Source organism: Methylophilus sp., assembly GCF_052437885.1.
Classification (GTDB): Bacteria; Pseudomonadota; Gammaproteobacteria; order Burkholderiales; family Methylophilaceae; genus Methylophilus.
Window position 1 is genome coordinate 1 of sequence record NZ_JBQVPB010000010.1, and the last position, 21,075, is coordinate 21,075.

At 51.9% G+C, this 21,075-nt stretch carries 18 protein-coding genes; 7 read left to right on the plus strand and 11 right to left on the minus strand.

The features are described 5' to 3' along the window. From ACT6RZ_RS10815 to flhD, 11 genes are all read right to left on the minus strand, one after another. Nucleotides 1–1,483: MCP four helix bundle domain-containing protein (locus tag ACT6RZ_RS10815; protein ID WP_444702125.1), on the minus strand; the 1,483-nt coding region annotated here is incomplete at its 3' end. Nucleotides 1,484–1,978: 495 nt separating this feature from the next. Next, nucleotides 1,979–4,597 (minus strand): methyl-accepting chemotaxis protein, encoded by a 2,619-nt coding sequence (locus ACT6RZ_RS10820; RefSeq protein WP_444702126.1) that lies wholly within the window; start codon nucleotides 4,595–4,597, stop codon nucleotides 1,979–1,981. Between the two features lie 65 nt (nucleotides 4,598–4,662). Next, nucleotides 4,663–5,175, minus strand: coding sequence for a chemotaxis protein CheW (locus ACT6RZ_RS10825; protein ID WP_379055758.1), 513 nt, complete (start codon nucleotides 5,173–5,175; stop codon nucleotides 4,663–4,665). Between the two features lie 12 nt (nucleotides 5,176–5,187). Further along, nucleotides 5,188–7,569, minus strand: a complete 2,382-nt coding sequence (cheA, locus tag ACT6RZ_RS10830; RefSeq protein WP_444702127.1) for a chemotaxis protein CheA — start codon at nucleotides 7,567–7,569, stop codon at nucleotides 5,188–5,190. 44 nt (nucleotides 7,570–7,613) lie between these two features. Continuing rightward, nucleotides 7,614–7,982 (minus strand): response regulator, encoded by a 369-nt coding sequence (locus ACT6RZ_RS10835; RefSeq protein ID WP_444702128.1) that lies wholly within the window; start codon nucleotides 7,980–7,982, stop codon nucleotides 7,614–7,616. A 42-nt stretch (nucleotides 7,983–8,024) separates the two neighbouring features. After that, nucleotides 8,025–8,567, minus strand: a complete 543-nt coding sequence (locus tag ACT6RZ_RS10840; RefSeq protein ID WP_444702129.1) for a chemotaxis protein — start codon at nucleotides 8,565–8,567, stop codon at nucleotides 8,025–8,027. Between the two features lie 91 nt (nucleotides 8,568–8,658). After that, the gene (gene motB, locus ACT6RZ_RS10845; protein WP_444702130.1) at nucleotides 8,659–9,609 is read right to left on the minus strand and encodes a flagellar motor protein MotB; all 951 of its coding nucleotides are present in this window, start codon (nucleotides 9,607–9,609) and stop codon (nucleotides 8,659–8,661) included. A 40-nt stretch (nucleotides 9,610–9,649) separates the two neighbouring features. Next, on the minus strand, nucleotides 9,650–10,510 hold the full coding sequence (motA, locus tag ACT6RZ_RS10850) for a flagellar motor stator protein MotA (protein ID WP_379055768.1): 861 nt from the start codon (nucleotides 10,508–10,510) through the stop codon (nucleotides 9,650–9,652). A 166-nt stretch (nucleotides 10,511–10,676) separates the two neighbouring features. After that, complete coding sequence (locus tag ACT6RZ_RS10855; protein WP_444702131.1) at nucleotides 10,677–11,555, minus strand: class I SAM-dependent methyltransferase; 879 nt, start codon at nucleotides 11,553–11,555, stop codon at nucleotides 10,677–10,679. A 65-nt stretch (nucleotides 11,556–11,620) separates the two neighbouring features. Further along, nucleotides 11,621–12,187, minus strand: coding sequence for a flagellar transcriptional regulator FlhC (gene flhC, locus ACT6RZ_RS10860; protein WP_379055772.1), 567 nt, complete (start codon nucleotides 12,185–12,187; stop codon nucleotides 11,621–11,623). 45 nt (nucleotides 12,188–12,232) lie between these two features. After that, the gene (gene flhD, locus ACT6RZ_RS10865) at nucleotides 12,233–12,556 is read right to left on the minus strand and encodes a flagellar transcriptional regulator FlhD (RefSeq protein ID WP_325238977.1); all 324 of its coding nucleotides are present in this window, start codon (nucleotides 12,554–12,556) and stop codon (nucleotides 12,233–12,235) included. A 611-nt stretch (nucleotides 12,557–13,167) separates the two neighbouring features. Between flhD and flhB the strand changes: the two genes are divergently transcribed. Genes flhB through ACT6RZ_RS10900 form a run of 7 tightly spaced genes read left to right on the plus strand, consistent with a single transcriptional unit; the run spans nucleotide 13,168 to nucleotide 21,069 of the window. Beyond that, the gene (gene flhB, locus ACT6RZ_RS10870; RefSeq protein ID WP_444702132.1) at nucleotides 13,168–14,340 is read left to right on the plus strand and encodes a flagellar biosynthesis protein FlhB; all 1,173 of its coding nucleotides are present in this window, start codon (nucleotides 13,168–13,170) and stop codon (nucleotides 14,338–14,340) included. Between the two features lie 26 nt (nucleotides 14,341–14,366). Beyond that, nucleotides 14,367–16,454, plus strand: a complete 2,088-nt coding sequence (flhA, locus tag ACT6RZ_RS10875; protein WP_444702133.1) for a flagellar biosynthesis protein FlhA — start codon at nucleotides 14,367–14,369, stop codon at nucleotides 16,452–16,454. 1 nt (nucleotide 16,455) lies between these two features. After that, nucleotides 16,456–17,838, plus strand: a complete 1,383-nt coding sequence (gene flhF, locus ACT6RZ_RS10880; RefSeq protein ID WP_444702134.1) for a flagellar biosynthesis protein FlhF — start codon at nucleotides 16,456–16,458, stop codon at nucleotides 17,836–17,838. Next, on the plus strand, nucleotides 17,831–18,634 hold the full coding sequence (locus tag ACT6RZ_RS10885) for a MinD/ParA family ATP-binding protein (RefSeq protein WP_444702135.1): 804 nt from the start codon (nucleotides 17,831–17,833) through the stop codon (nucleotides 18,632–18,634). The genes flhF and ACT6RZ_RS10885 overlap by 8 nt, the downstream gene beginning before the upstream one ends. Nucleotides 18,635–18,650: 16 nt before the next feature. Further along, nucleotides 18,651–19,388 (plus strand): RNA polymerase sigma factor FliA, encoded by a 738-nt coding sequence (locus ACT6RZ_RS10890; RefSeq protein WP_442586476.1) that lies wholly within the window; start codon nucleotides 18,651–18,653, stop codon nucleotides 19,386–19,388. Then, nucleotides 19,388–20,140, plus strand: a complete 753-nt coding sequence (locus tag ACT6RZ_RS10895) for a flagellar motor protein (protein ID WP_444702136.1) — start codon at nucleotides 19,388–19,390, stop codon at nucleotides 20,138–20,140. The genes ACT6RZ_RS10890 and ACT6RZ_RS10895 overlap by 1 nt, the downstream gene beginning before the upstream one ends. Then, nucleotides 20,140–21,069: a flagellar motor protein MotB gene (locus ACT6RZ_RS10900; RefSeq protein ID WP_444702137.1), complete on the plus strand. Its 930-nt coding sequence runs from the start codon at nucleotides 20,140–20,142 to the stop codon at nucleotides 21,067–21,069. Before ACT6RZ_RS10895 ends, ACT6RZ_RS10900 begins: the two co-directional genes overlap by 1 nt. Nucleotides 21,070–21,075: the final 6 nt, after the last annotated feature.

The window sequence follows — 21,075 nt, forward strand, 5'->3', positions numbered from 1 at the left end:
TGTCCAGGTACTCGGAAGTGATGGTCAATGGTTTGACCACCGCATCCAGCGTACCGTTGACACCTTCTATCACTTTGCGGAAATCGCCATTGTGCTTGCTGGTGTCGGCACGCGTAGACAAGGCACCGTTTTGCGCTGCCAATGCCAGTTCGTTCGCATCTGCCACCAATGCATTCACTGCGTCTATGCAGGTGTTCAGGTTGTTGATGATCAGGCTGTAATCACCCTGGTATTGTTCGGTGATCTTGGCCGGGATATTACCTTTGGCGATGTTATCCAGGTAGCTGGAGGTCACATTCAATGGCTTGACGATGGCGTCCAGGGTGTTGTTCAGACCTTCGACTATCATGCGGAAATCACCCTGATGCTTGCTTGCATCTACCCTGGCGGTCAGGCGGCCTTCAACCGCTGCGTGCGACAACTCTTCAGCGTCGCTGACCAGGCGCTTGATATTGCTACGCACCTGCTCGATCGCTTCGTTAACGAATGCTTTTTTACCGGGGAATTGTTTCAATGGCGCGTCCAGGTTACCTGCACCAAAGGCTTTTACCACTTCTATCGCTTCCTGGTTCATGGCGATGTGGCCAGCCACCATTTTATTGATGCCGGCGGCCATTTGGCCATAGCCCCCTTTAAAGCGGGTCTCATCAACTGTGCAGTCGATATCGCCTTCGTCATGCTGCTGGCTGACATAGTTTAATGACTGCACCAGGCCATCCAGGGTCTTTTGCAACACACGGATAGAATAGGCCACGCTGGTCTTGTCGCCTTCCGGCAAAGTGATCTTCTGGTTGAGGTTACCTTCTCCGAAGTTACGGGCGATCACAGTCAGTTCAGCTGGTTCCATACCCAATTGGGCACGCAAGCGTCTGGTGATCAGCACACCGGCCACCACGATCACAGTCAGGCATAGCAAGGCGATAGCTGCAGATTGCCATAAGGCGGTCTGCTTGATAGCAGCGGCATTTTCGGCGTGTTCCAGGCTGATCTTCTGGTTATACACCATATGGTCATCCAGTTTGTTCGCCAGCTCTATCGCGACTTTATCGGCTGTCTGCAAAAGGGTTGCAGCTTCGGGCGAACCGGCATCTGACAAAGCCAGCACACGTGTCATCTGGTCAAAATAAGCAGTCAGCATGGCCTGCTCTTCTGTGAACATGGCCTTGTCTGTGCTATCGGTGGTCAGGCTCTGGTAATTACTCATCGCCTCTTCGACCACTTTGCGTCTGTCATGGATCTGCGCGGCAAGCTTTGCCTTCTCGGCAGGCGTCGTCGCAGACACATGCCGCAAGAGGTTCAAGCGCAGGCGCTGGTAGAAGTTCTCAGCCTTGGAAAGCTCCAGAATGCTGGGAATGCTATTCGCATTGGCCTGATTGGTATATTCATATACTTTGACCACCTGGGTTAAGGTAAATCCGATCAGGATCACCATTGCAATCGCGCAGGAGGCGATCAACAGATACATACGTTTCGCTATTGTCATCACAAATCCCTAAGATCCAAATTAACTGGCCGCACCAGTTTTATATCGCTGAATTATGGCAAAAAACCTGTGCTTCACATGCGACTATCAGAAGGGTGTTTCCCTGCCAAATCTCATGCAAAGTCCAAGTCATACTCACTGCTGTTACCGCTGATTTCCGGCATAGGCAGGTTTCACGGTGACACATCTTGTATATCGGCATTTTCAGCGCGAAACTTGAATGTAAGATCAAGTGAATTTGTTGAATGGATTCAATGACTTTAGTGCAGCGGGAAATAAATAAAGAGAGCCACTTTTAAATGGCTCTCTTTAGGAGAAAAAACTGAATATTGTTTTAGGCAAACACCTGTAAATCAGAGACTACAACTGAGCTGCCGCAGCCCCTCAAAGAGGGTAACCGATCACGGCAGATGCCCATAACAAAAAACCTTCATGCAATGTATCCATAACCTGACGTAGTTTGCTTGTCATGCTGCAGTCTCCTTAGATCACATGTTAAAACTCTTCCCAATCGCTATTATCGGTACCGGTTTTTGCCAGTCTGGCCGGTTGTTCCTGTGCCACGGCATGACTATTCACAACTGGCTTGGCTTTGTTAACAAATGGTACAGCTGCCGATTTTTTCGCCGGTGCAACGCTGGTGCGCGCCACTGGCTTGGCCTGATGCAAACGGTATTTATTGACGGAATCCATCAGGGTGGCAGCCTGCTCAACCAGTGATTCAGCTGCAGCAGCGGCTTCTTCAACCAGGGCAGCATTCTGCTGGGTGGTTTCATCCATTTCGGTCACAGATTTATTGACTTGATCGATACCTGAACTCTGCTCGGCAGAGGCGGCGGTGATCTCGCCCATGATGTCTGTCACGCGTTGCACTGAGGTCACGATCTCGTGCATGGTCTCACCGGCGTTTTGCACCAGTTTAGTCCCTTCGGTGGTTTTGCTGACAGAATCCGTGATCAGTTCCTTGATCTCTTTGGCGGCACTGGCCGAGCGTTGTGCCAGGTTGCGTACTTCACCCGCCACCACTGCAAAGCCCCTGCCCTGTTCACCGGCACGTGCGGCTTCCACCGCTGCGTTCAAGGCCAGGATATTGGTCTGGAAAGCGATACCATCGATCACGGTGATGATGTCTTCGATCTTGCGCGCACTTTCATTGATCGCGCTCATGGTCGTCACCACGTTACCCACCACTTCACCGCCGCGTACCGCGACCTGCGAAGCAGCTTCTGCCATCTGGTTAGCCTGGCGGGCGTTATCCGCATTCTGTTTCACCGTAGAAGCCAGTTGTTCCATACTGGAAGCAGTTTCTTCCAGGCTGGAGGCCTGTTGTTCAGTACGGCTGGAAAGGTCATTATTACCGCTGGCGATCTCCTGGGCGGCAGTATTGATGGTTTCACCTGCCTCGCGGATCTGCACCAGTAATTCGGTCATGTTTTCCAGCAGGTTGTTCACGCCTTTGCAAATTTCGGCAGTCGGGCCGGATTTGTCGGACAGGTCTATGCGATCGGTCAGATCACCTTCTGCCGCATTGGCGATAATGGATGAGATCTGGTCGCTGACGCGACGTTCCTGCGTGATATCCACCCACTCCAGTGAAGTCCCCGAGCGTACGCCCTCTTTATCAAAGATAGGCATGGCTTTCAGACGCACAAACATGTCACCCAGCGGCATTTCTACTACATGCTCTTTGGTTAAAGAGGCAAGCAGACCGCGCTGATGCGCCGGATTCTTGTGAAAGATATCAAAATTCTGGCCGACGATCTTGCCCGCATCAAAGTTAGGCAGCACCTGGCGGAAATTGGATTCAGAGCTACGCATCAAACGCTCGGTAGAGGCGTTCATGTAGCGGATGATACCGTCGTTATCGGCCATCATCATATTGGTTGAGGCAGAATCCAGTGTCGTTTGTATCATAAAGGCTTCAGCGGATCTGATCGCTTGTTCCTTGTCTGCCAGCACGGCTTTGGTGATGTCTGTGGCATATTGCACCACCTTCACCGGCTTGCCATCCAGGCCTATGATAGGGTTGTAAGAAGCCTGCAGCCACAGGTCTTTATGGTTTTTGCCATACAGGTGATAGACGCTCTCGTCAGGTTCCCCGCGATTGAGTTTTTCCCAGAACGTCTGGTATTCCGGGCTGGCTTTATGCCGCTCGCTGACAAACATACTGTGATGTTTGCCGACGACTTCGTCCAGCGCGTAGCCTGTCACTGTCAGGTAATTCTGGTTGGCGGCAAGTACATTGCCGCCCAGATCGAACTCTATGACTGCCTGTACTTTGGCAATGGCTTGAACTTTGCCTTCATAGTCCAGTTCAAGCTGTTTTTCTGCGGTGATACAGAAAGAGAATATCTTGATCTTCACCAGCTGTTTATCATCATTGAGGATAGGGATGTAGTTGGCGCTGAACCAGTATTCATTACCGCTTTTAGCCACGCGGCAGACTTCCTGTTTACCGTTCTCGCCCCTGGCCAGTTTTTCCCATAGCTGCTTGTATGCCGGGCTTTGGGCTGAATGCGCTTTGAGCAGGAAGCTGACATTTTTGCCTATCACTTCTTCGCGGGTATAGCCTAAAGGTGCTACCAGCAGCTCGTTACAGTCGAGTATGATGCCATGCGTGTCGCATTCCATCACGCCAAACGATTGATTCACCGCCTGGCCATCTTCCTGCAAGGCGATGCTTTGCTGTTTGTCCTGTGTGATATCAGTCAGGTAGGCCACGGTTTTGCGCAGTTTGCCAGCGTTATCGAGCACTGGTGCGTAATAACCCTGGAACCAGCTTGCCTGGCCTGATTTATTCATCAGTTTGAAAGCGCCTACGCGTGATTTGCCTGCGCCCAGATCACTCCAGAAACCCTGGTAATCTGCGTTGGCAGCGTCTTCACTGGCCAGCAGCGTGCGATGATGTTGTCCTATCAATTCACTGGCGCTATAGCCTAATGCTGCGCACAGATTCTCATTGACATGGCTGATCTTTCCATCGGCGGCCAATTCAATGATGGCTCTGGCCTTGTTGATCTCAGTTTTGAGTGCCGAAAATTCAGCCGATTCATCCAGAATATGCTGATACTGTTTAGTGCCTGCTGCCAATTTATTTAAAATTGTTGAAAACATGATCGCCCCTTTGCAAGAAGTACCTGTTGCAATGCCGCTGTTTTGTTATTTGAAAAGTGCTGTATTTAATGCACTGCAGCGTCCATCAGTTCCATTTCGTTACTGGTCATCAATTTCTCGATATCCACCAGGATCAGCATCTCCTGTTCTATGGTGGCTAAGCCGACGATGTATTTAGTATCGATGCGGGTGACCAGTGATGGCACTTCGCGCAGGTGTTCTTCACGCAATTCGCGTACGTCAGACACACCATCGACCACGATACCGACAATGCGGCCGTTCAGGTTGAGGATGATGACCACGGTGAACTCGTTGTATTCCACCTTGCCCAGCTTGAATTTGATACGCAGGTCAACGATAGGCACGATCTTGCCGCGCAGGTTGATCACGCCTTTGATAAAAGGTGGCATATTGGCGATCTGGGTCACCGCATCATAGCCGCGGATCTCCTGCACCTTGAGGATCTCTATGCCATATTGCTCATTGCCCAGCACAAAGGTCAGGTATTCGCCGGCGGCGGTTCTCATGCTGCCTGCGTTATTAGCACCGTGATTGTTAGTCATTTCAGTTGAAGTCATTGCATATGCTCCTTATGCATTGATGTGATTTTTTAAGTTGGAATAATCCTGATCGGCAAATGACCGACCACCCGTCACATAATTGGTTGTTTGGCCCATCTGGGTGATCGCAGGCACATCAAGAATCAATGCCACCGAGCCATCGCCCATGATGGTGGCGCCCGAGACGCCCGGAATACGTTTGAAATTGGTCTCCAGGCTCTTGATCACTACCTGTTGCTGGCCAACCAGACGGTCTACGAACAATGCCGATTTCTTGCCATCCGCTTCCAGGATCAGCAATACCCCTTCAGTCGGGTTGGTGATCTCGGTAGGATGGTTGAACAAAGCGTGCAAGGCGATGATAGGCAGGTATTCCCCGCGCACATGTACCATCAGGCCTTCGCCGGTGACGGTTTTCAGGTCTTCGGCACGTGGCTGCAAGGTTTCGACGATCAGGTTCAGTGGTACCACATACAGGCTCTTGTCCAGCGAGACTGACATACCATCGAGGATAGCCAGTGTCAGTGGCAGCGAGATGGAGATCGTCGTGCCATAACCCAAAGCGGAACGGATCTCGATATTGCCGCCCATGGCGCTGATGTTACGTTTGACCACGTCCATACCTACGCCACGGCCAGAAACATCGGTGACCACTTCAGCGGTTGAGAAGCCCGGTGCGAAAATAAGGCTATACACCTCGCTGTCGCTCATGCTTTCGTTCACTGGCAAGCCATTAGAAGCGGCTTTGGCCAGGATACGGTCACGGTTCAGGCCACCGCCATCATCGGTGACTTCGATCACGATGCTGCCGCCTTTATGCGCTGCAGACAAGGTCAGTACCCCGATTTCAGACTTGCCCATTTCACGGCGTACTTCCGGTTTTTCAATACCGTGGTCCACACTGTTGCGTACCAGGTGGGTCAACGGATCTACGATACGCTCTATCAGGCTCTTGTCCAGTTCGGTGGTGGCACCATTGGTGACAAATTCCACTTTCTTGCCCAGTTTGCCGGCCAGGTCACGCACCATGCGCGGAAAGCGCGAGAATACGAAATCCATAGGCATCATGCGGATAGACATGACCGATTCCTGCAGGTCACGCGTATTGCGCGTCAGCTGGCTGACACTGTTGATCAGGCCTTCATTATCTGCCGGGTCCAGCGCATTGACACGTTGTTCTATCATGGCCTGTGTGATCACAAGCTCGCCTACCAGGTTGATCAATTGGTCGACTTTTTCGATACCGACCCGGATAGAGCTGCTTTCGGCGCTCTGTGCGGCCGGCTTGTCAGATTCACGGCGCGCTTGCGCACGGCGCTCATCCTTGACTTCAGGTGCTGGAGCGTTGGCCGCTACTGTGCTTTCAGCCTCGGCAGAGGCTTTTGCCAGTGCGGCAGCGGCATTATCATCACCTATCATTTGTGCTTTTGGCGCATCAGGGTGTGGCTTGAACGGTGCAAAGAAACCGTAGCCTTCTTCCTGCTGCTCTTCGCCATTATTCGAGAATAATCCGTAGCCTACTTCTTCAGCGACGGCGACCCTGCCATCCTTGGCTGGCGGTGCCTGTGTTGCGGAACCATCTGCTTCGTTGGTAAAAAAACCATAGCCTGGATCTTCAGGGACGGCTGCTACCGCGGCGACCTCTGCGACGGCAGGCGCTGGCGCGGCTGCGGCTGTCTCAGCACTGGCTGTCTGGGCTCCGGCGATCTGGATCACCAGCGCGTCAGGGTCGACAATGAATGAACAGATAGAAACAATATCGTCGGCGGTAGAGTCGGTTTTGATCAGCAAGGCATGACGGTTGTCAGCACGCTGATACACCGCTACTTCACCCAGCAACTCCAGTTCATCTTTCAGGTTGCCCAGGTCTTTTTCAGTGACGTCGGGTAAACCTACGTCATATAGCTGTATGCCCTGCGCCTGCTCTTCTGCAGAGACAGTCAAGGCCGGTGTTTGCGGGGTTGCGGCTGCGGCCGCTTGCGGTGCCGGTGCTGATGCAGCCTCGGCCGGTGCAGCAGCTGCCTTGCCTTCAGACAAGGATTTCAATCTGGCAGAGACATCGCTCACCTGCTCAGGGTCTACATCTGAGCCGTTACGGTGACCATCCACTTGCGATTTGATCACATCTTTAGCGGCCAGAAATGCATCAACATGCTCAACAGTGAGCGCCATTTCTTGCTTGCGTATCTTGTCGAGCAGGTTTTCCAGCACATGCGTGATCTCTGTCATGTCCATAAAACCGAATGTCGCTGCCCCGCCCTTTATTGAATGGGCCGCTCTAAAAATAGCATTCAGCTCCTCGATATCAGGAGCATCCACATTAATTTCAAGCAAAAGGCGTTCTGCTTCGGCGAGTAATTCCTCAGCCTCATCAAAGAACACCTCATAAAACTGACTCATATCCACTGTCATTTTTTTCTCCAGTCCCTTAACCAGGGCACTTATCATCAGGACTCTTAAGCACCGATCACTTTTTGTACGACTTCAATCAAACGTTTAGGATCAAAAGGTTTGACCAGCCAGCCATTGGCACCGGCGGCTTTGCCTTTTGCTTTCATTTCATCTGACGACTCGGTGGTGAGCATCAGGATAGGTACTTTTTGGTAAGAGGCCAGATTACGAAGATTGGAGATCAGGGTCAGGCCATCCATCACCGGCATGTTCTGGTCAGTCAATACCAGGTCTACGGTTTTTTCCTTGGCCCTGTTCAAGCCATCTTGTCCATCCACAGCCTGCACCACCTCATAGCCGGCAGCTTTTAAACTGAACGCTACCATTTGACGCAAAGAACCTGAATCGTCTACTGTTAAAATTGTCTTCGCCATTTTCACTCGCCTTTTTTACTCAATATGTTAAACATGCTGTGATTAGAATAAATCGATATCACCGCTCGCCAGGTCTTGCTGATTCACCGACTTGCGCAAATTGCCGGTCAGATGGTGGCTACCCTGGTCAAAATTCTGGTTCAGTTGCATGATGAAATTTCTGATCTCTTCATGCTCGCTCTCCGCCGCCATAGGAAACTGGTGGCTGGATAACTCCTGCAATAATGTTTTCAAGCCATTGACACGATTGATCGTGCGCTGCAACAGCTGGTTGGTCATATCCTGGAACTGCATGCCGGTCACCACTTTATTGATCTCCTGACCAATGCTTTCCTCGAACCCCTGCAACTGCTGTACCATATCAGGCTGCAAATTGGCGGATTCTGCCAGTAACTTGACCACGGCCTGTTGCTCGGTTAACTGGCCGTATACGTTCATGAAACTGGTGCTGAGCTTTTCTATCGCTTCGTTCAGCAAAAAAGTGGTTTGTTGCAGATCGGTTTCGATCTCCAGTAAATGCCAGTCACCGTGGCGAGAGACTGCAGCCAGTAACTCCCTTAATTCTTCGATGGGCAATGTTTTCATAGTGGTCCTATCTTGCCTGATTCCCCTGATTTTCAATCAAGAAATAAGCATCATAAATAGCGCTTATTTCTTGGGCTCCTTGATGTCACGTTTACTTCGCTTCTACCGCTTTTTCCTGCTTGTCCTGCAACGATTTCACCTGCGACAGATCATGCTCACTGGCAGAGATCTGGTCATTGTCTTTTAACAATTCTTCTTCGGTTTCTTTATTCATCACGATCAGGCTGATACGGCGGTTGATCGGGTTGAACGGGTTCTCTTTATCCATCATGATCGCCGAGCCCAGGCCTACCACGCGCATCAGCTTGGTCTCGTCCATGCCGCCGGAGATCAGCTCACGGCGTGAGGCATTGGCGCGGTCTGAGGACAATTCCCAGTTACTGTAACCATGCTCGCCATTGGCGTAACCGGCGGCATCGGTGTGGCCGGATAAACTGATCTTGTTATCCACCCCATTCAGTGTTTTACCGATTTCGCGCAGGATCAACTTGGCATATGGCTGCAACTCGGCCTTGGCATTCTCGAACATAGGCCGGTTCTGCTCGTCTATGATCTGTATACGCAAGCCTTCACTGGTGATGTCCAGCTTGAGCTGCGACTTGAACTGCTTCAAGGTCGGGTTTTCTTCTATCGCCTGTTCTATCTTGGCTTTCAGCGATTCCAGCTTGATCTTCTCTGCTTTCTTCAAGGCTTCTTTCACATCTTCGATCTTGACTGTTTTCAGCTTGCCGGGGTCACCATCGACCGGCTTCACCTGGCCCTGTTTCTTGGTGACGTCCTTGCCGCCGGTGTTTTTCAGCGCAGAATCACTTTGGCCGACCGAAGGGCCCATCAACACCACATGTAATGGTGTCTGGAAATATTCTGAAATGCCTTCTTTTTGCGCTTTAGAGGTAGAGCCCAGCAACCACATGAGCAGGAAGAAGGCCATCATCGCCGTCACAAAGTCGGCATAGGCGATCTTCCAGGCGCCGCCATGATGACCACCGCCGCTTTTTTTTATCTTTTTTACAATAATCGGGGCAACACGATCTTCTGCCATGATGTTCTCCAGCGCTACGCTGATTCAGTAACTAGGTTGATTATTTCGACTTGGCCTGTTTCACGTGCTCTTCAAGCTCGGTGAAACCAGGACGCTCAGTGGAATACAGCACTTTACGGCCGAATTCCACCGCGATCGGCGGGGCATAGCCGTTAAGGCTGGCCAGCAACACCACTTTGACGGTTTGAAAACTTTTGCTGGATTCTTCCAGTTTTTGTTCCAGCAGACCGGATAAAGGGCCGACAAAACCATAAGCCAGCAAAATACCGAGGAAAGTACCCACCAGTGCGTGCGCGATCAGGATACCCAGCTCGGCCGGTGGCAAGGCCACGTTTTCCATGGTGTGCACCACGCCCATCACCGCTGCCACGATACCGAACGCCGGCAAGCCGTCACCCAGCTTGGCGATACAATGTGCTGGCACATGGCCTTCCATATGGTGGGTCTCGATCTCGTTATCCATCAGGTTCTCTACCTGAAAGGCATCCATATTGCCGGACACCATCAAACGCAGGTAATCAGTGATGAATTCAACCAGGTGGTGGTCATGCAGGATATTGGGATATTTGCCGAACAAGGCGCTGGCTTCAGGGTCTTCAATGTCTTTTTCAATAGCCATCAAGCCATCCTTGCGGATCTTGGTCAGGATCTCGAACAGCAATGCCAGCAGATCCATATACAGCTGCTTGGAGTATTTGGAGCCCTTGAACAAGGTCGGCAAGGCTTTCACGGTAGCCTTGATGGCTTTACTGTCGTTACCGACAATAAACGCACCAAACGCACCACCAAAGATCATCATGACTTCAAGCGGCTGCCACAGCGCGCCCAGATGACCACCCGCGAGCGCGTACCCGCCGAAAATCATGCCGCAAACGACTACATACCCAATAATAACGAACATGCCCTACTCCACTTTTAGCATTGAATACCTACAGCATAACAATCGTCATGCGGTTTCAATGTTGCAAATAAAAGGGATTTAGCAGGCTAATTAGCTTGTGATATCTGATACAGGCAGGCATAAGTTTGCACAATGGCCGGCACCGCGGCATGGCTGACTACCAGTGTTACAGGGTATAAACGTAGAGTGCGGGAGCGCTAGTTGAAGGATAGATGATACGGCTGGCAGTCACATCAGCCACCGGAAACTCCGAACTGACGAACAGGCTGCCGGGACGCATCTCCTGCTGCACCTTGTGCCAGACGTCTGCCATCACGGCGGGTGAAAGGTAGGCGAATACCACATCCAGTTGAGCGAAATCGCTGTGGCGATAATCGCCCAGCGTGAATCTGGCCCGGCTACGTGTGAATGTCGCGTGTAGCACGCTGACCAGCCATGGCAATGGCGCGATCTCTATGCCGTCTATCTGGTCTTGCGCACGTTGCCTGGATAAAAACAGCGAAACATCGCCCAGGCCACTGCCTATATCGAGCACACGCAAAGGTTGCTCAGCTGCATGTTGCTCTAGGATATGGTGCATGGCACGCCAGGTAGCGGGAAAAGACGGGTAAAAAGGCACGCGCGTATTGTGCACTGACCAATACAGCGCCAGGGTGATGACAAAACCGGCCAGGTAAACCATAGGGGGAAATGCCACTTGCTGCATGGAGATCACCGCCAGCGGAAAAATGACATGTATCCAGCGCCACCAGACCGGCATGCGGCTGGCCCTGGCCATGACACTGACCAGTATTGCATGCGGCAGCAGCCAGAACCAGATGGAATCCAGCCTCAGCCCCAGGCTACGGAGTTCAAAAGCGAATACACTGTTGATTACGCCAGGCGCGACGCCCGCAATCAACAGCAGACTCAAACACTGTATCAGCAATGCCTGGCACCATAATTTGCGCGGCATTAATTTCTGCATCCATAACTTAGGGGACAGGAAGCGTTGTGCTACTGCATTCTGCTGCAACGCCCCTGCCGAAAGTTTGATAGAACGCATGCTGAGTCTTTCTTTAAATACCAGGTTGCACTAGTTCCAACCTGTCAGTCACGATAGCTGCCCGATTAAGCTGACATTGAAACCAGTTTGTAGCTGAGTTCTTTGGCTTTTTTGGTTTTACCGGCACGTGAAGGCACGTGGCACAGGTTGCAGACATAGTTCTGGTTCAGATCGTAGCTGTTCACGATATATTGGCCGCCGCAGCAATGACAGACTTTGGTTGTCAGCATTTTGCTTTCAATGAAACGCACCAGGGTCCAGGCACGGGTCAGGGACAACACAGGCTCTTCAGTCTGGCCGCCATCGGGGTTTTGTACTTGTTGCATATACAGAGTGTAGGCTTTGATGATGGCGTGTATGCCTTCTACCCCTGCATAATCCACCATGAAACGATAGATATTATAGAAAATCGAAGAGTGAATATTCGGCTGCCAGGTCAGGAACCAGTCGGTCGAGAACGGCAACATGCCTTTAGGTGGTGAAACACCTTTCATCTCTTTGTAGAGCTTGATCAAGCGCTCACGTGACAAAGTAGTTTGTGATTCCAGCAATTGCAAACGTGCACCCAACTCAATCATTTGCATGGCCAGTTTAATTTGTTCTGCTTCGTTAACGACACTCTTCTTTTGCATGATAAACCCTCTTTTCTATTCTTTATCGCCAGATGGAAATAAAACTTATACGGTAGATTCTGCAGCTTGGGCGGACATCAGTACCGCAGTGTGCAGGTGCGCTTGGGCAGGATCTTTAGTGTAGCTGGTCAGCATGCCCAGGATCTCGCTGTCGTCAAAACGGAAGCGTGTCAGCAGCATGTTGGTGTTACACAATTTGAGCAGTTGCAGGTTGGTCAGGTTTTCCAGCAGGTCAGCAATTTCCTTGTTGATACCCAAACGGAAAATTGCAGTGGCTTTGTCAGAGCGGATCAGTTGTTGTGCCAGCATCAGGTAGTTCAGATTGGCATCTTTGATTTCAGCGAGTAAATCGTTTTGCATGACATTCATGATCTTTTCTCCATTTATTTGCGGTTCAATTTAAGTACGCATTTGCGTTAGGCGTACTTTGCGCGCATTCATGGATGCCAACAATCAGGGTTTGTCGGTTAATTTTGTAAGACGGACGAAAACAGCCATGTAGGTGTTTGTCTTACAAAACCCGGCATGGCACAACACACAACCATATAAAACAAATGGTTATGATATTTATTTAATGTTTAACTGTAATAAATATATGGTTATTCTCGCAGCTGCCTGCTCCTTTCAATTCAAAAATTAATTAAAGTTTTCCCGCTGTATTCCGTTAACAGCCATTTTTTTCCTACATGGGCGTCATCAGATCAGGTTCACGGGCACTTTTAGTCATAACTCGTTTACGGCGGGCTTAACTAAAACTTTAGGGTTTAGTTTAAAAATAATTCATTTATTTTATAAGTCATTGTTTTTTAATGACAAATATTTTATACATTTGCACTTATTAACAAATCTCTATTCATAACTATTAGATTGCGGTCTATTAGTGCCTTTATTCGAACTATAAAAACCGACTTGCCTGCTGAATAATCACTCATGTACGACGGAACGCCTGTTGTGTTCCTGAACCCCGACTAGTGAGTGATATGGCAGCTGATGACAGCGATATGGAGAAAACCGAGGACGCGTCCCCCAAGCGATTGGAGAAGGCACGCGAAGACGGCGATATCCCCCGCTCACGTGAACTGGCAGCCTGTGCGGTATTGTTCACCAGTGGCATGGCCATCATGATGCTGGGCCGCCCCATGGGTGAAGCACTGAAAGATGTATTAAGACAGGGCCTGCGGTTTGACCAGGCCATGGCGTTTGAACCAGAACTGCTGCTGGTTCACCTGCTTAAAGTGATAGAACAAGTGATGTGGGCTTTCCTGCCACTGGCGGTGATCATTGTGGCGGTGGCGGTGGCTTCCCCTATCCTGGTCGGCGGCTGGGTGATGTCACAGAAGTCGCTGGTGCCTAATTTTGGCAAGCTGAATCCTATTAAAGGAATCAGCAACATGTTTTCCAAGAACTCTGTGGTTGAGCTGGTGAAATCCCTGGCTAAAACCATACTGGTGGCCTCTGTCGGCTACACCATCGTCAAAAAAGATCTGCAGCCTATGCTGGGCTTGTCTGAAATGCCGCTTGAATCCGGCATCAATGCCATTAACGATTATATGGTGACAGGCTTTCTGACCATTGCTTCTGCACTGGTGCTGATCGCGGTGATCGATGTGCCCTACCAGCTTTATCAATATGCGCAAAAGCATAAGATGACCAAGCAGGAACTGAAGGACGAAGCCAAGGAAGCGGAAGGTAGCCCGGAAGTCAAAGGCCGTATCCGCCAGCAACAACGCGAAATGGCACGCCGCAGAATGATGAGCAATGTGCCGACTGCCGATGTGGTGATCACCAACCCTACGCACTATGCAGTGGCCATACGCTATAAAGAAGGTGAAAGCGGCGCCCCTATCGTGGTCGCCAAGGGTATGGATGCAATCGCCCTCAAGATCAGGGAGATCGCAGCAGAGCACAATGTCATGACCATGGAGTCACCCAAACTGGCGCGTGCCTTATATGCACATACCGAACTGGAACGTGAAATACCGCAGGCCTTATATGCAGCTGTCGCCGAGATACTGGCTTATGTATTCCAGCTGCGCGTATTCAAACAGCATGGTGGTGTGCGTCCGCCTGTGCCTGCCAATGTGCCGGTGCCAGATGCACTGGACCCGCATGCACTGGTGGCGACACCGCCTTCAGCAACAGATATAGAGTGATTAGAGCAGGTTTAAGGAGCTTATAGATGAACAACTGGCAACAAATGATGGGAAAAATGGACGGTCGCGCAATCGCGGCACCACTCATTGTTGTAATGCTGCTGGCAATGATGATCTTGCCGCTGCCGGCCATCGTGCTCGATGTGTTTTTCACCTTTAATATCGCCTTGTCTATCCTGGTGCTGATCATAGGCCTGCAAACCACCAAGGCGCTGGACTTTATCGCCTTTCCTACCGTGTTGCTGATGACCACCATGCTGCGCCTGGCACTTAACGTGGCGTCTACCCGCGTGGTACTGACTGAAGGCCATAACGGCCCGGATGCGGCCGGTAAAGTGATCGAGGCTTTTGGCCACTTTCTGATCGGCGGTAACTATGCCGTGGGTATCGTGGTGTTTGTCATTCTGACCATTATCAACTTCACGGTGATCACCAAAGGTGCTGGCCGTATCGCTGAAGTGGGCGCACGTTTCACCCTGGATGCGATGCCTGGTAAACAAATGGCGATCGATGCCGACCTCAACGCCGGCCTGATCGCCGAAGATGAAGCCCGCCGCCGCCGTAAGGAAGTCAGCCAGGAATCCGAATTCTACGGCGCCATGGACGGTGCCAGTAAGTATGTACGTGGTGATGCGATCGCCGGTATCCTGGTGATCATCATCAACATCGTCGGCGGCCTGATCGTGGGCATGCTGCAACATGACCTGAGCTTTGGCGATGCGGTTAAAAACTACACGCTGCTGGCGATCGGTGATGGCCTGGTAGCCCAGATCCCTTCACTGGTGATCTCTGTCGCAGCCGGTGTGGTGGTTTCGCGCGTAGCCAACAACGAAGACATCGGTGGCCAGTTGATCAGCCAGCTGTTTGAAAACCCACGCGTCTTGAGCGTGACTGCCGGCATCATAGGCAGTATCGGCCTCATCCCTGGCATGCCACACCTGGCTTTCCTGGCATTGGGCGCCATGCTCGGTGGTATGGCTTACTCAGTGAAGAAAAAGCAGGAGAAAGCCGCAGTGCAAGCCATGCTGACTCTGCAGCCTGAAGACAAACTGGCACCAGCCAGCGAAGCAGAAGAAGCGACCTGGAACGATGTATTGCCTGTGGACACCGTGGGCCTGGAAGTCGGCTATAGACTGATCCCCTTAGTGGACAAGGCGCAAGGCGGCGAATTGTTGAAACGTATCAAAGGCATACGCAAGAAATTCGCCCAGGAGATAGGCTTTCTGGCACCGACTGTGCATATCCGTGACAACCTGACATTAAAACCGAATGCCTATCGCATCACCATGAAAGGTGTAGAGATGGCGAGTGGTGAATCCAACTTTAACCAGATGCTGGCGATAGACCCGGGTGCGGTAACTGGCGAACTGGATGGTACTAAAACCACTGATCCGGCATTTGGATTGCCCGCAGTATGGATAGAATCAGAGCGTAAGGAATATGCACAAAGCCTGGGTTATACCGTGGTAGATGCGGGCACGGTGATCGCCACCCACCTCAACCATGTGATCTCGCTGAATGCCGGTGAATTGCTGGGCCGCCAGGAAGTACAGCAACTGCTGGATCATCTGGGTAAAGAATCCAGCAAATTGATAGAAGAGATCGTGCCTAAGCTGATCACCCTGTCTTCGCTGCAAAAAGTATTACAGAACTTGTTGAACGAAGGTGTGCATATCCGCGATATGCGCACCATACTCGAAACCCTGGCCGACCATGCGCAATATAGCCAGGATGCAAATGATCTAACCGCCATGGTACGTGTCAAACTGGGTAGAGCCATCGTACAGGACTTGTTCCCATACAGTGACGAAGTGACCGCCATGACGCTGGATGGCCAGCTGGAGCGTTTGTTGTTGCAGGCATTACAAAATAATCAATCCGCACAAAGCGTGATTGAACCTGGCATCGCTGAAAAACTGTCTCAACAGACAGAAGTCGCTGCCAGACAACAGGAGCAGATGGGACTGACGCCGGTATTACTGGTTGCCGCCCCGCTACGCCAGGCTTTATCAAGGTTTTTAAGAAGGACCGTCCCGCATCTTCGAGTGCTGTCGCACGACGAGTTGCCAGACAACAAATCTATACGAGTGACCAGCTTAATCGGAGCGCAATAACATGAATATCAGAAGATTTTTTGGCAAGAATGCACGTGAAGCATTGGCTCAGGTGAAACAGGCCCTGGGTGAAGATGCCATCATCGTTGCGAACCGCAGCGTCAATGGCGGCACCGAGATCATGGCCATGCTGGAAACTGATATCGACAGCTCCGATAACCAGCAGTCGCTGGAACCACAGAGTGACGCGCGCAGCCTGCTGGACTATGTGAACGGTCAGGCCGGTGTGAACGGCCAGTCTGGTGCTGCGCAAGCAATGCCAGCCGCCAAACCCCAGCCGCGCATGGCTGCGCCAGTGGCAAAACCGGTGATCGCTGCGCCAGCGGCAGAAGAAACGACGAACAATGACCACGCGATGATGGATCTGTTCAAACAGCATAGCGAACAGCAGGAGCAGGCCTACCAGGTCGCTACGCAGACGCTGGAAGAAAAAATGCTCACCATGATGCAGGAAATGCGTCATATGCGCAGCAACTTTGAAACGCAGATGAGTGCCATGACCTGGCAGCATCATTTGCAGCACAGCCCGGCCAAATCAAAAGTATTGAGCACCCTGCTCTCTGCCAGCTTCAGCGCCGCCCTGTCACGCCAGATCGCAGAAAAGATGCCTCAGCATATTGATGTGCACAAGGCACCTATGTGGGCTAAAGAAGTCATCAGCCGCAACCTGCATACACTGGATGATGAGGATGCATTGCTGGACAAAGGCGGTGTGTATGCCCTGGTTGGCCCTACCGGCGTCGGCAAAACGACGACCACGGCCAAACTGGCGGCCCGTTATGTGATGAAACACGGCACGCAGAACCTGGGCCTGATCACCACAGACAGCTACCGTATCGGCGGTTACGAGCAATTACGCATCTACGGCAAGATCCTGGGTGTGATGGTACACGCGGTGAAAGATGAAGAAGATCTGAAGATCGCACTCAACGAGTTAAAAGGCAAACACATGATACTGATAGACACCGTCGGTGTCAGTCAGCGTGACCAGGCAGTGACTGAGCAGCTTTCTATGCTGAGCCGGGCAGAAACGCCTATACAGAAACTGTTGTGCCTGAATGCGACTTCAACCGGTGAAACCTTGACCGATGTGATGCGCAGCTACAAAAAACATGATATCGCCGGTTGCATAGTCACCAAACTTGACGAAGCCGCTGCCATAGGCAATGTGCTGGATGTATTGATCCGTGAACGCATGCGCCTGTACTACACCACCGGCGGCCAGCGCGTGCCGGAAGATATCGAAGTCGCGAATAAACACGCCCTGGTTGAAAGAGTGCTGACACCGCACCAGGCCAGCCTGCCTTACCAGTACCTGGATGAGGAGTTGCCACTGGTGATCTCTAGCATGATGCAGGCGCAGGGAGAGCAGCACCATGTTTAATTACCATGACCAGGCCGATGGCCTGCGCCGTATCATGGCCAGATCATCCGCACGCATGATCAGTGTGATGGCAGCCAATGGCCAGCCTGCTGACAGCTGGCTGAGTCAACTGGCAGCCAGCATGGCCGCTCCCGGCAAGCGCCTGTTGCTGATACAGGCGCACCAGCGGCCCATGACCAAATACACTTTGCAGGCGGTCGCCCTGCGCAAAAGCAGCCTGGGCCGTGCCGTGGTCAAACACCCGCAAGGCTATGACCTGGCCTGCCTGACAGAAACTGACACATTAAGCTCGCCTTTATCCGGCGATTTAAAAATCGAGCTCGACGGTATAGTGAAGCAACTTGCGTATGACTACGATACCGTGATGATAGAAGCATTATTTGACACTAGTGACCAGACCTTGGCCCTGCCTGTGATGGCCCAGCATAGCCTGGTGTTGCAGGTGGAACGCCATGATGAAGCCATTAAATCGGCCTATACCACCATCAAGCGCATTTGCCAGCAGCATGGCCAGTTACCTTTGAGCGTGGTGGTCACAGATGCCACGCATGAACAAGGCCAGCAGTATTTCATGCGCCTGAACCAGGTCTGCCAGCAGTTCCTGGGGATCTCCCTGGGTTTTCTCGGCGCGATCCCGGATAGCAAAGCCATGCAAAAGGCTCAGGCCGCCGCTGGCCTGAAAAACCGTCTTGCAGCGGAGTCAGCTCCGGCAACGCAATCTGCCATGGCATTTAGAGCCGTCGCCAGAAGCCTGGATCAACAACGTTTAACGACGTCGTCACTGGCTGCTGCCTAGAGTAAAGAGGGAAAACATGTATACCGCTAAAGGCAAAACCAACAATACCGACCAGATGCTGAAGCAGCATAGCGGCCTGGTCAAAAGAATGGCCTACCAGCTGAAATCCAAACTGCCCTCCTGCGTGGAAGTCGATGACCTGGTGCAGGCTGGCATGATAGGCCTGATGGATGCGATCCAGCGTTATGAAGACACGCATGGCGCACAGTTCGAGACCTACGCCTCACAACGTGTGCGTGGTGCCATGCTGGATGAATTGCGCGGTGCCGACTGGCTGCCACGCGGTATCCGCAAGAATATGCGCGACATCGAGGTGGCGGTACAGCAACTGGAACAGAAATTAGGCCGTCCGCCTACCGAATCCGAGATCGCCAAACACATGAATTTCAGTCTTGAAGACTACTATGATGTGTTGAGTGACTGTCAGGGTCACCAGCTGATCTATTACGAAGATTTCCATGATGATGACGGCGGTGGCGAACACTTCCTCGACCGCTTTGTCGATGATGACAGCAATGACCCGGTCAAATCACTGCTGGAAAGCGATTTCCGCGAGGCATTGATAGACTCCATAGACCATTTGCCGGAACGCGAAAAAATGCTGATGGGCCTTTACTACGAACAGGAACTGAACCTGAAAGAGATAGGCGCCATCATGAATGTCTCTGAATCACGCGTATGCCAGTTGCATAGCCAGGCCGTGGCCCGCTTGCGTGCGTCCATGCGTGATAAATCCTGGACCGGAGTGTCGTAATGGATTGGGGCAGCCTGGCAGGGCTACTGATCGCGCTGGCCGGCCTGGTGCTGGGCCAAACCCTGGAAGGTGGACACCTTAAGTCACTGCTGCAACCGGCCGCCTTTATGGTGGTGATGTTTGGCACTATCGGTGCCGTGTTGCTGCAAAGCGAACTCAAATCATTTATCAAAGGCCTGCGCATGCTGCGCTGGGTGTTTGTGCACCCGGAAGATGACAGGCACAAACTGGCCCAGCGTATCAACCAGTGGAGCCAGCAAGCACGTAAAGAAAGCGTGTTATCGCTGGAAAGCCAGATCAAGCGCGAGCAAGATCCGTTTGTGCGTAAAGGCTTGCAGTTATTGGTGGATGGCACACCGGCTGACCGCATACGCGAAGTATGCGCCATCGATATGTATTATTTTGAAGTACAGGAACGTGATGCAGTCAAGATCTGGTCTGCTGCCGGCGGCTATGCGCCTACCGTCGGCATCATAGGCGCCGTGCTCGGCCTGATCCATGTCATGGAAAACCTGTCTGACCCGGCCAAGATCGGTAGCGGCATCGCCGTCGCTTTCGTGGCGACCATTTATGGTGTCGCCCTGGCCAACCTGGTATTCCTGCCTATCGCCAACAAACTCAAGGGGCATATACAGCACGAGCTCTCGCGCCGCGAGATGCTGCTGAATGCCTGGGTGTCTATTGCCAGAGGCGATAACCCAAAACTGGTCAGTGAACGCCTGGAAGCCTACTTACGCCTCAGGGAGTCGTAATGTACCGGCGCAAGATCCACGATGATGACGATGACAGCCACGACCGGTGGCTGATTTCCTATGCCGATTTCATCACGCTGTTATTCGCATTCTTTGTGGTCATGTATGCCACCTCCAGCATCAACCTGAATAAATACCAGGCGCTGTCGAGTTCAGTGGTCACCGCTTTTCAGGGCAAACCTGGCCAGACGCCGAGCATGAACACAGACACGCCCTCCTCGCTGCAAAACAAGAGCGCTATCCTGAAACCATTGCCACTCAACTATTTATATCAGGAAAAAAAGCAGCGTGACCTGGACAAAATGCGCGCCATGGGTCAACAACTGGCTAACGTGCTTGCACTATGGATAGAACAAAAACAACTTTCTATCCTGCAGGGCGAATTTGGCATAGATATCACCCTGCGCAGTGACTTGTTGTTCAAGGCTGATCAATCCGCGCTTAGCGAGCAAGGCCCTTATGTGATCAAGCTGATAGGCGAACAGCTAAAGAATGAATATCGCACCGTGCAGGTTGAAGGCCATATAGACCGCCATATGTATAGCGAAGACACCAACCCTGAAGCCAGGCGCTGGGAAACCACCGCCACCCAGGCTGCACGCGTGGCCGCTATCCTGGGTATGCGTGGCGTGAGCAGCAAGCGCATGTCGGCGATCGGCCTGGCCGATACCAAACCGGCTTCCAGCAGCGAAAACAATCTGGCGCAATCGGTGAATAATCGCATCATCATCCGCATCCTCACGGCTGAAAGCAATGCGCAACAGGCGGCGAATAACACCACTAGCACGCAACTTGAGATATTGCCAAAAACCGAGCAGGCATTGCAGGCGACGCCAGATACGCCAGATATGGTCGCACCTGATACGGTCACGCCTGATATAGCCGCGCCTGTCACAATCACACCGGCAGCTGGCGCCGCCGGTCCGTAAACACCG

Bases quoted from the DNA above. Each gene is read 5' to 3' on its own strand.
- ACT6RZ_RS10890 (WP_442586476.1), top strand. From the start codon at position 18,651: ATGTATACCGCTAAAGGCAAAACCAACAATACCGACCAGATGCTGAAG.
- flhF (WP_444702134.1), top strand. From the start codon at position 16,456: ATGAATATCAGAAGATTTTTTGGCAAGAATGCACGTGAAGCATTGGCT.
- ACT6RZ_RS10885 (WP_444702135.1), top strand. From the start codon at position 17,831: ATGTTTAATTACCATGACCAGGCCGATGGCCTGCGCCGTATCATGGCC.
- ACT6RZ_RS10900 (WP_444702137.1), top strand. From the start codon at position 20,140: ATGTACCGGCGCAAGATCCACGATGATGACGATGACAGCCACGACCGG.
- motB (WP_444702130.1), bottom strand. From the start codon at position 9,609: ATGGCAGAAGATCGTGTTGCCCCGATTATTGTAAAAAAGATAAAAAAA.
- ACT6RZ_RS10825 (WP_379055758.1), bottom strand. From the start codon at position 5,175: ATGACTTCAACTGAAATGACTAACAATCACGGTGCTAATAACGCAGGC.
- ACT6RZ_RS10835 (WP_444702128.1), bottom strand. From the start codon at position 7,982: ATGGCGAAGACAATTTTAACAGTAGACGATTCAGGTTCTTTGCGTCAA.
- ACT6RZ_RS10855 (WP_444702131.1), bottom strand. From the start codon at position 11,555: ATGCGTTCTATCAAACTTTCGGCAGGGGCGTTGCAGCAGAATGCAGTA.
- motA (WP_379055768.1), bottom strand. From the start codon at position 10,510: ATGTTCGTTATTATTGGGTATGTAGTCGTTTGCGGCATGATTTTCGGC.
- flhC (WP_379055772.1), bottom strand. From the start codon at position 12,187: ATGCAAAAGAAGAGTGTCGTTAACGAAGCAGAACAAATTAAACTGGCC.
- ACT6RZ_RS10895 (WP_444702136.1), top strand. From the start codon at position 19,388: ATGGATTGGGGCAGCCTGGCAGGGCTACTGATCGCGCTGGCCGGCCTG.
- flhA (WP_444702133.1), top strand. From the start codon at position 14,367: ATGAACAACTGGCAACAAATGATGGGAAAAATGGACGGTCGCGCAATC.
- ACT6RZ_RS10820 (WP_444702126.1), bottom strand. From the start codon at position 4,597: ATGTTTTCAACAATTTTAAATAAATTGGCAGCAGGCACTAAACAGTAT.
- flhB (WP_444702132.1), top strand. From the start codon at position 13,168: ATGGCAGCTGATGACAGCGATATGGAGAAAACCGAGGACGCGTCCCCC.
- cheA (WP_444702127.1), bottom strand. From the start codon at position 7,569: ATGACAGTGGATATGAGTCAGTTTTATGAGGTGTTCTTTGATGAGGCT.
- ACT6RZ_RS10840 (WP_444702129.1), bottom strand. From the start codon at position 8,567: ATGAAAACATTGCCCATCGAAGAATTAAGGGAGTTACTGGCTGCAGTC.
- flhD (WP_325238977.1), bottom strand. From the start codon at position 12,556: ATGAATGTCATGCAAAACGATTTACTCGCTGAAATCAAAGATGCCAAT.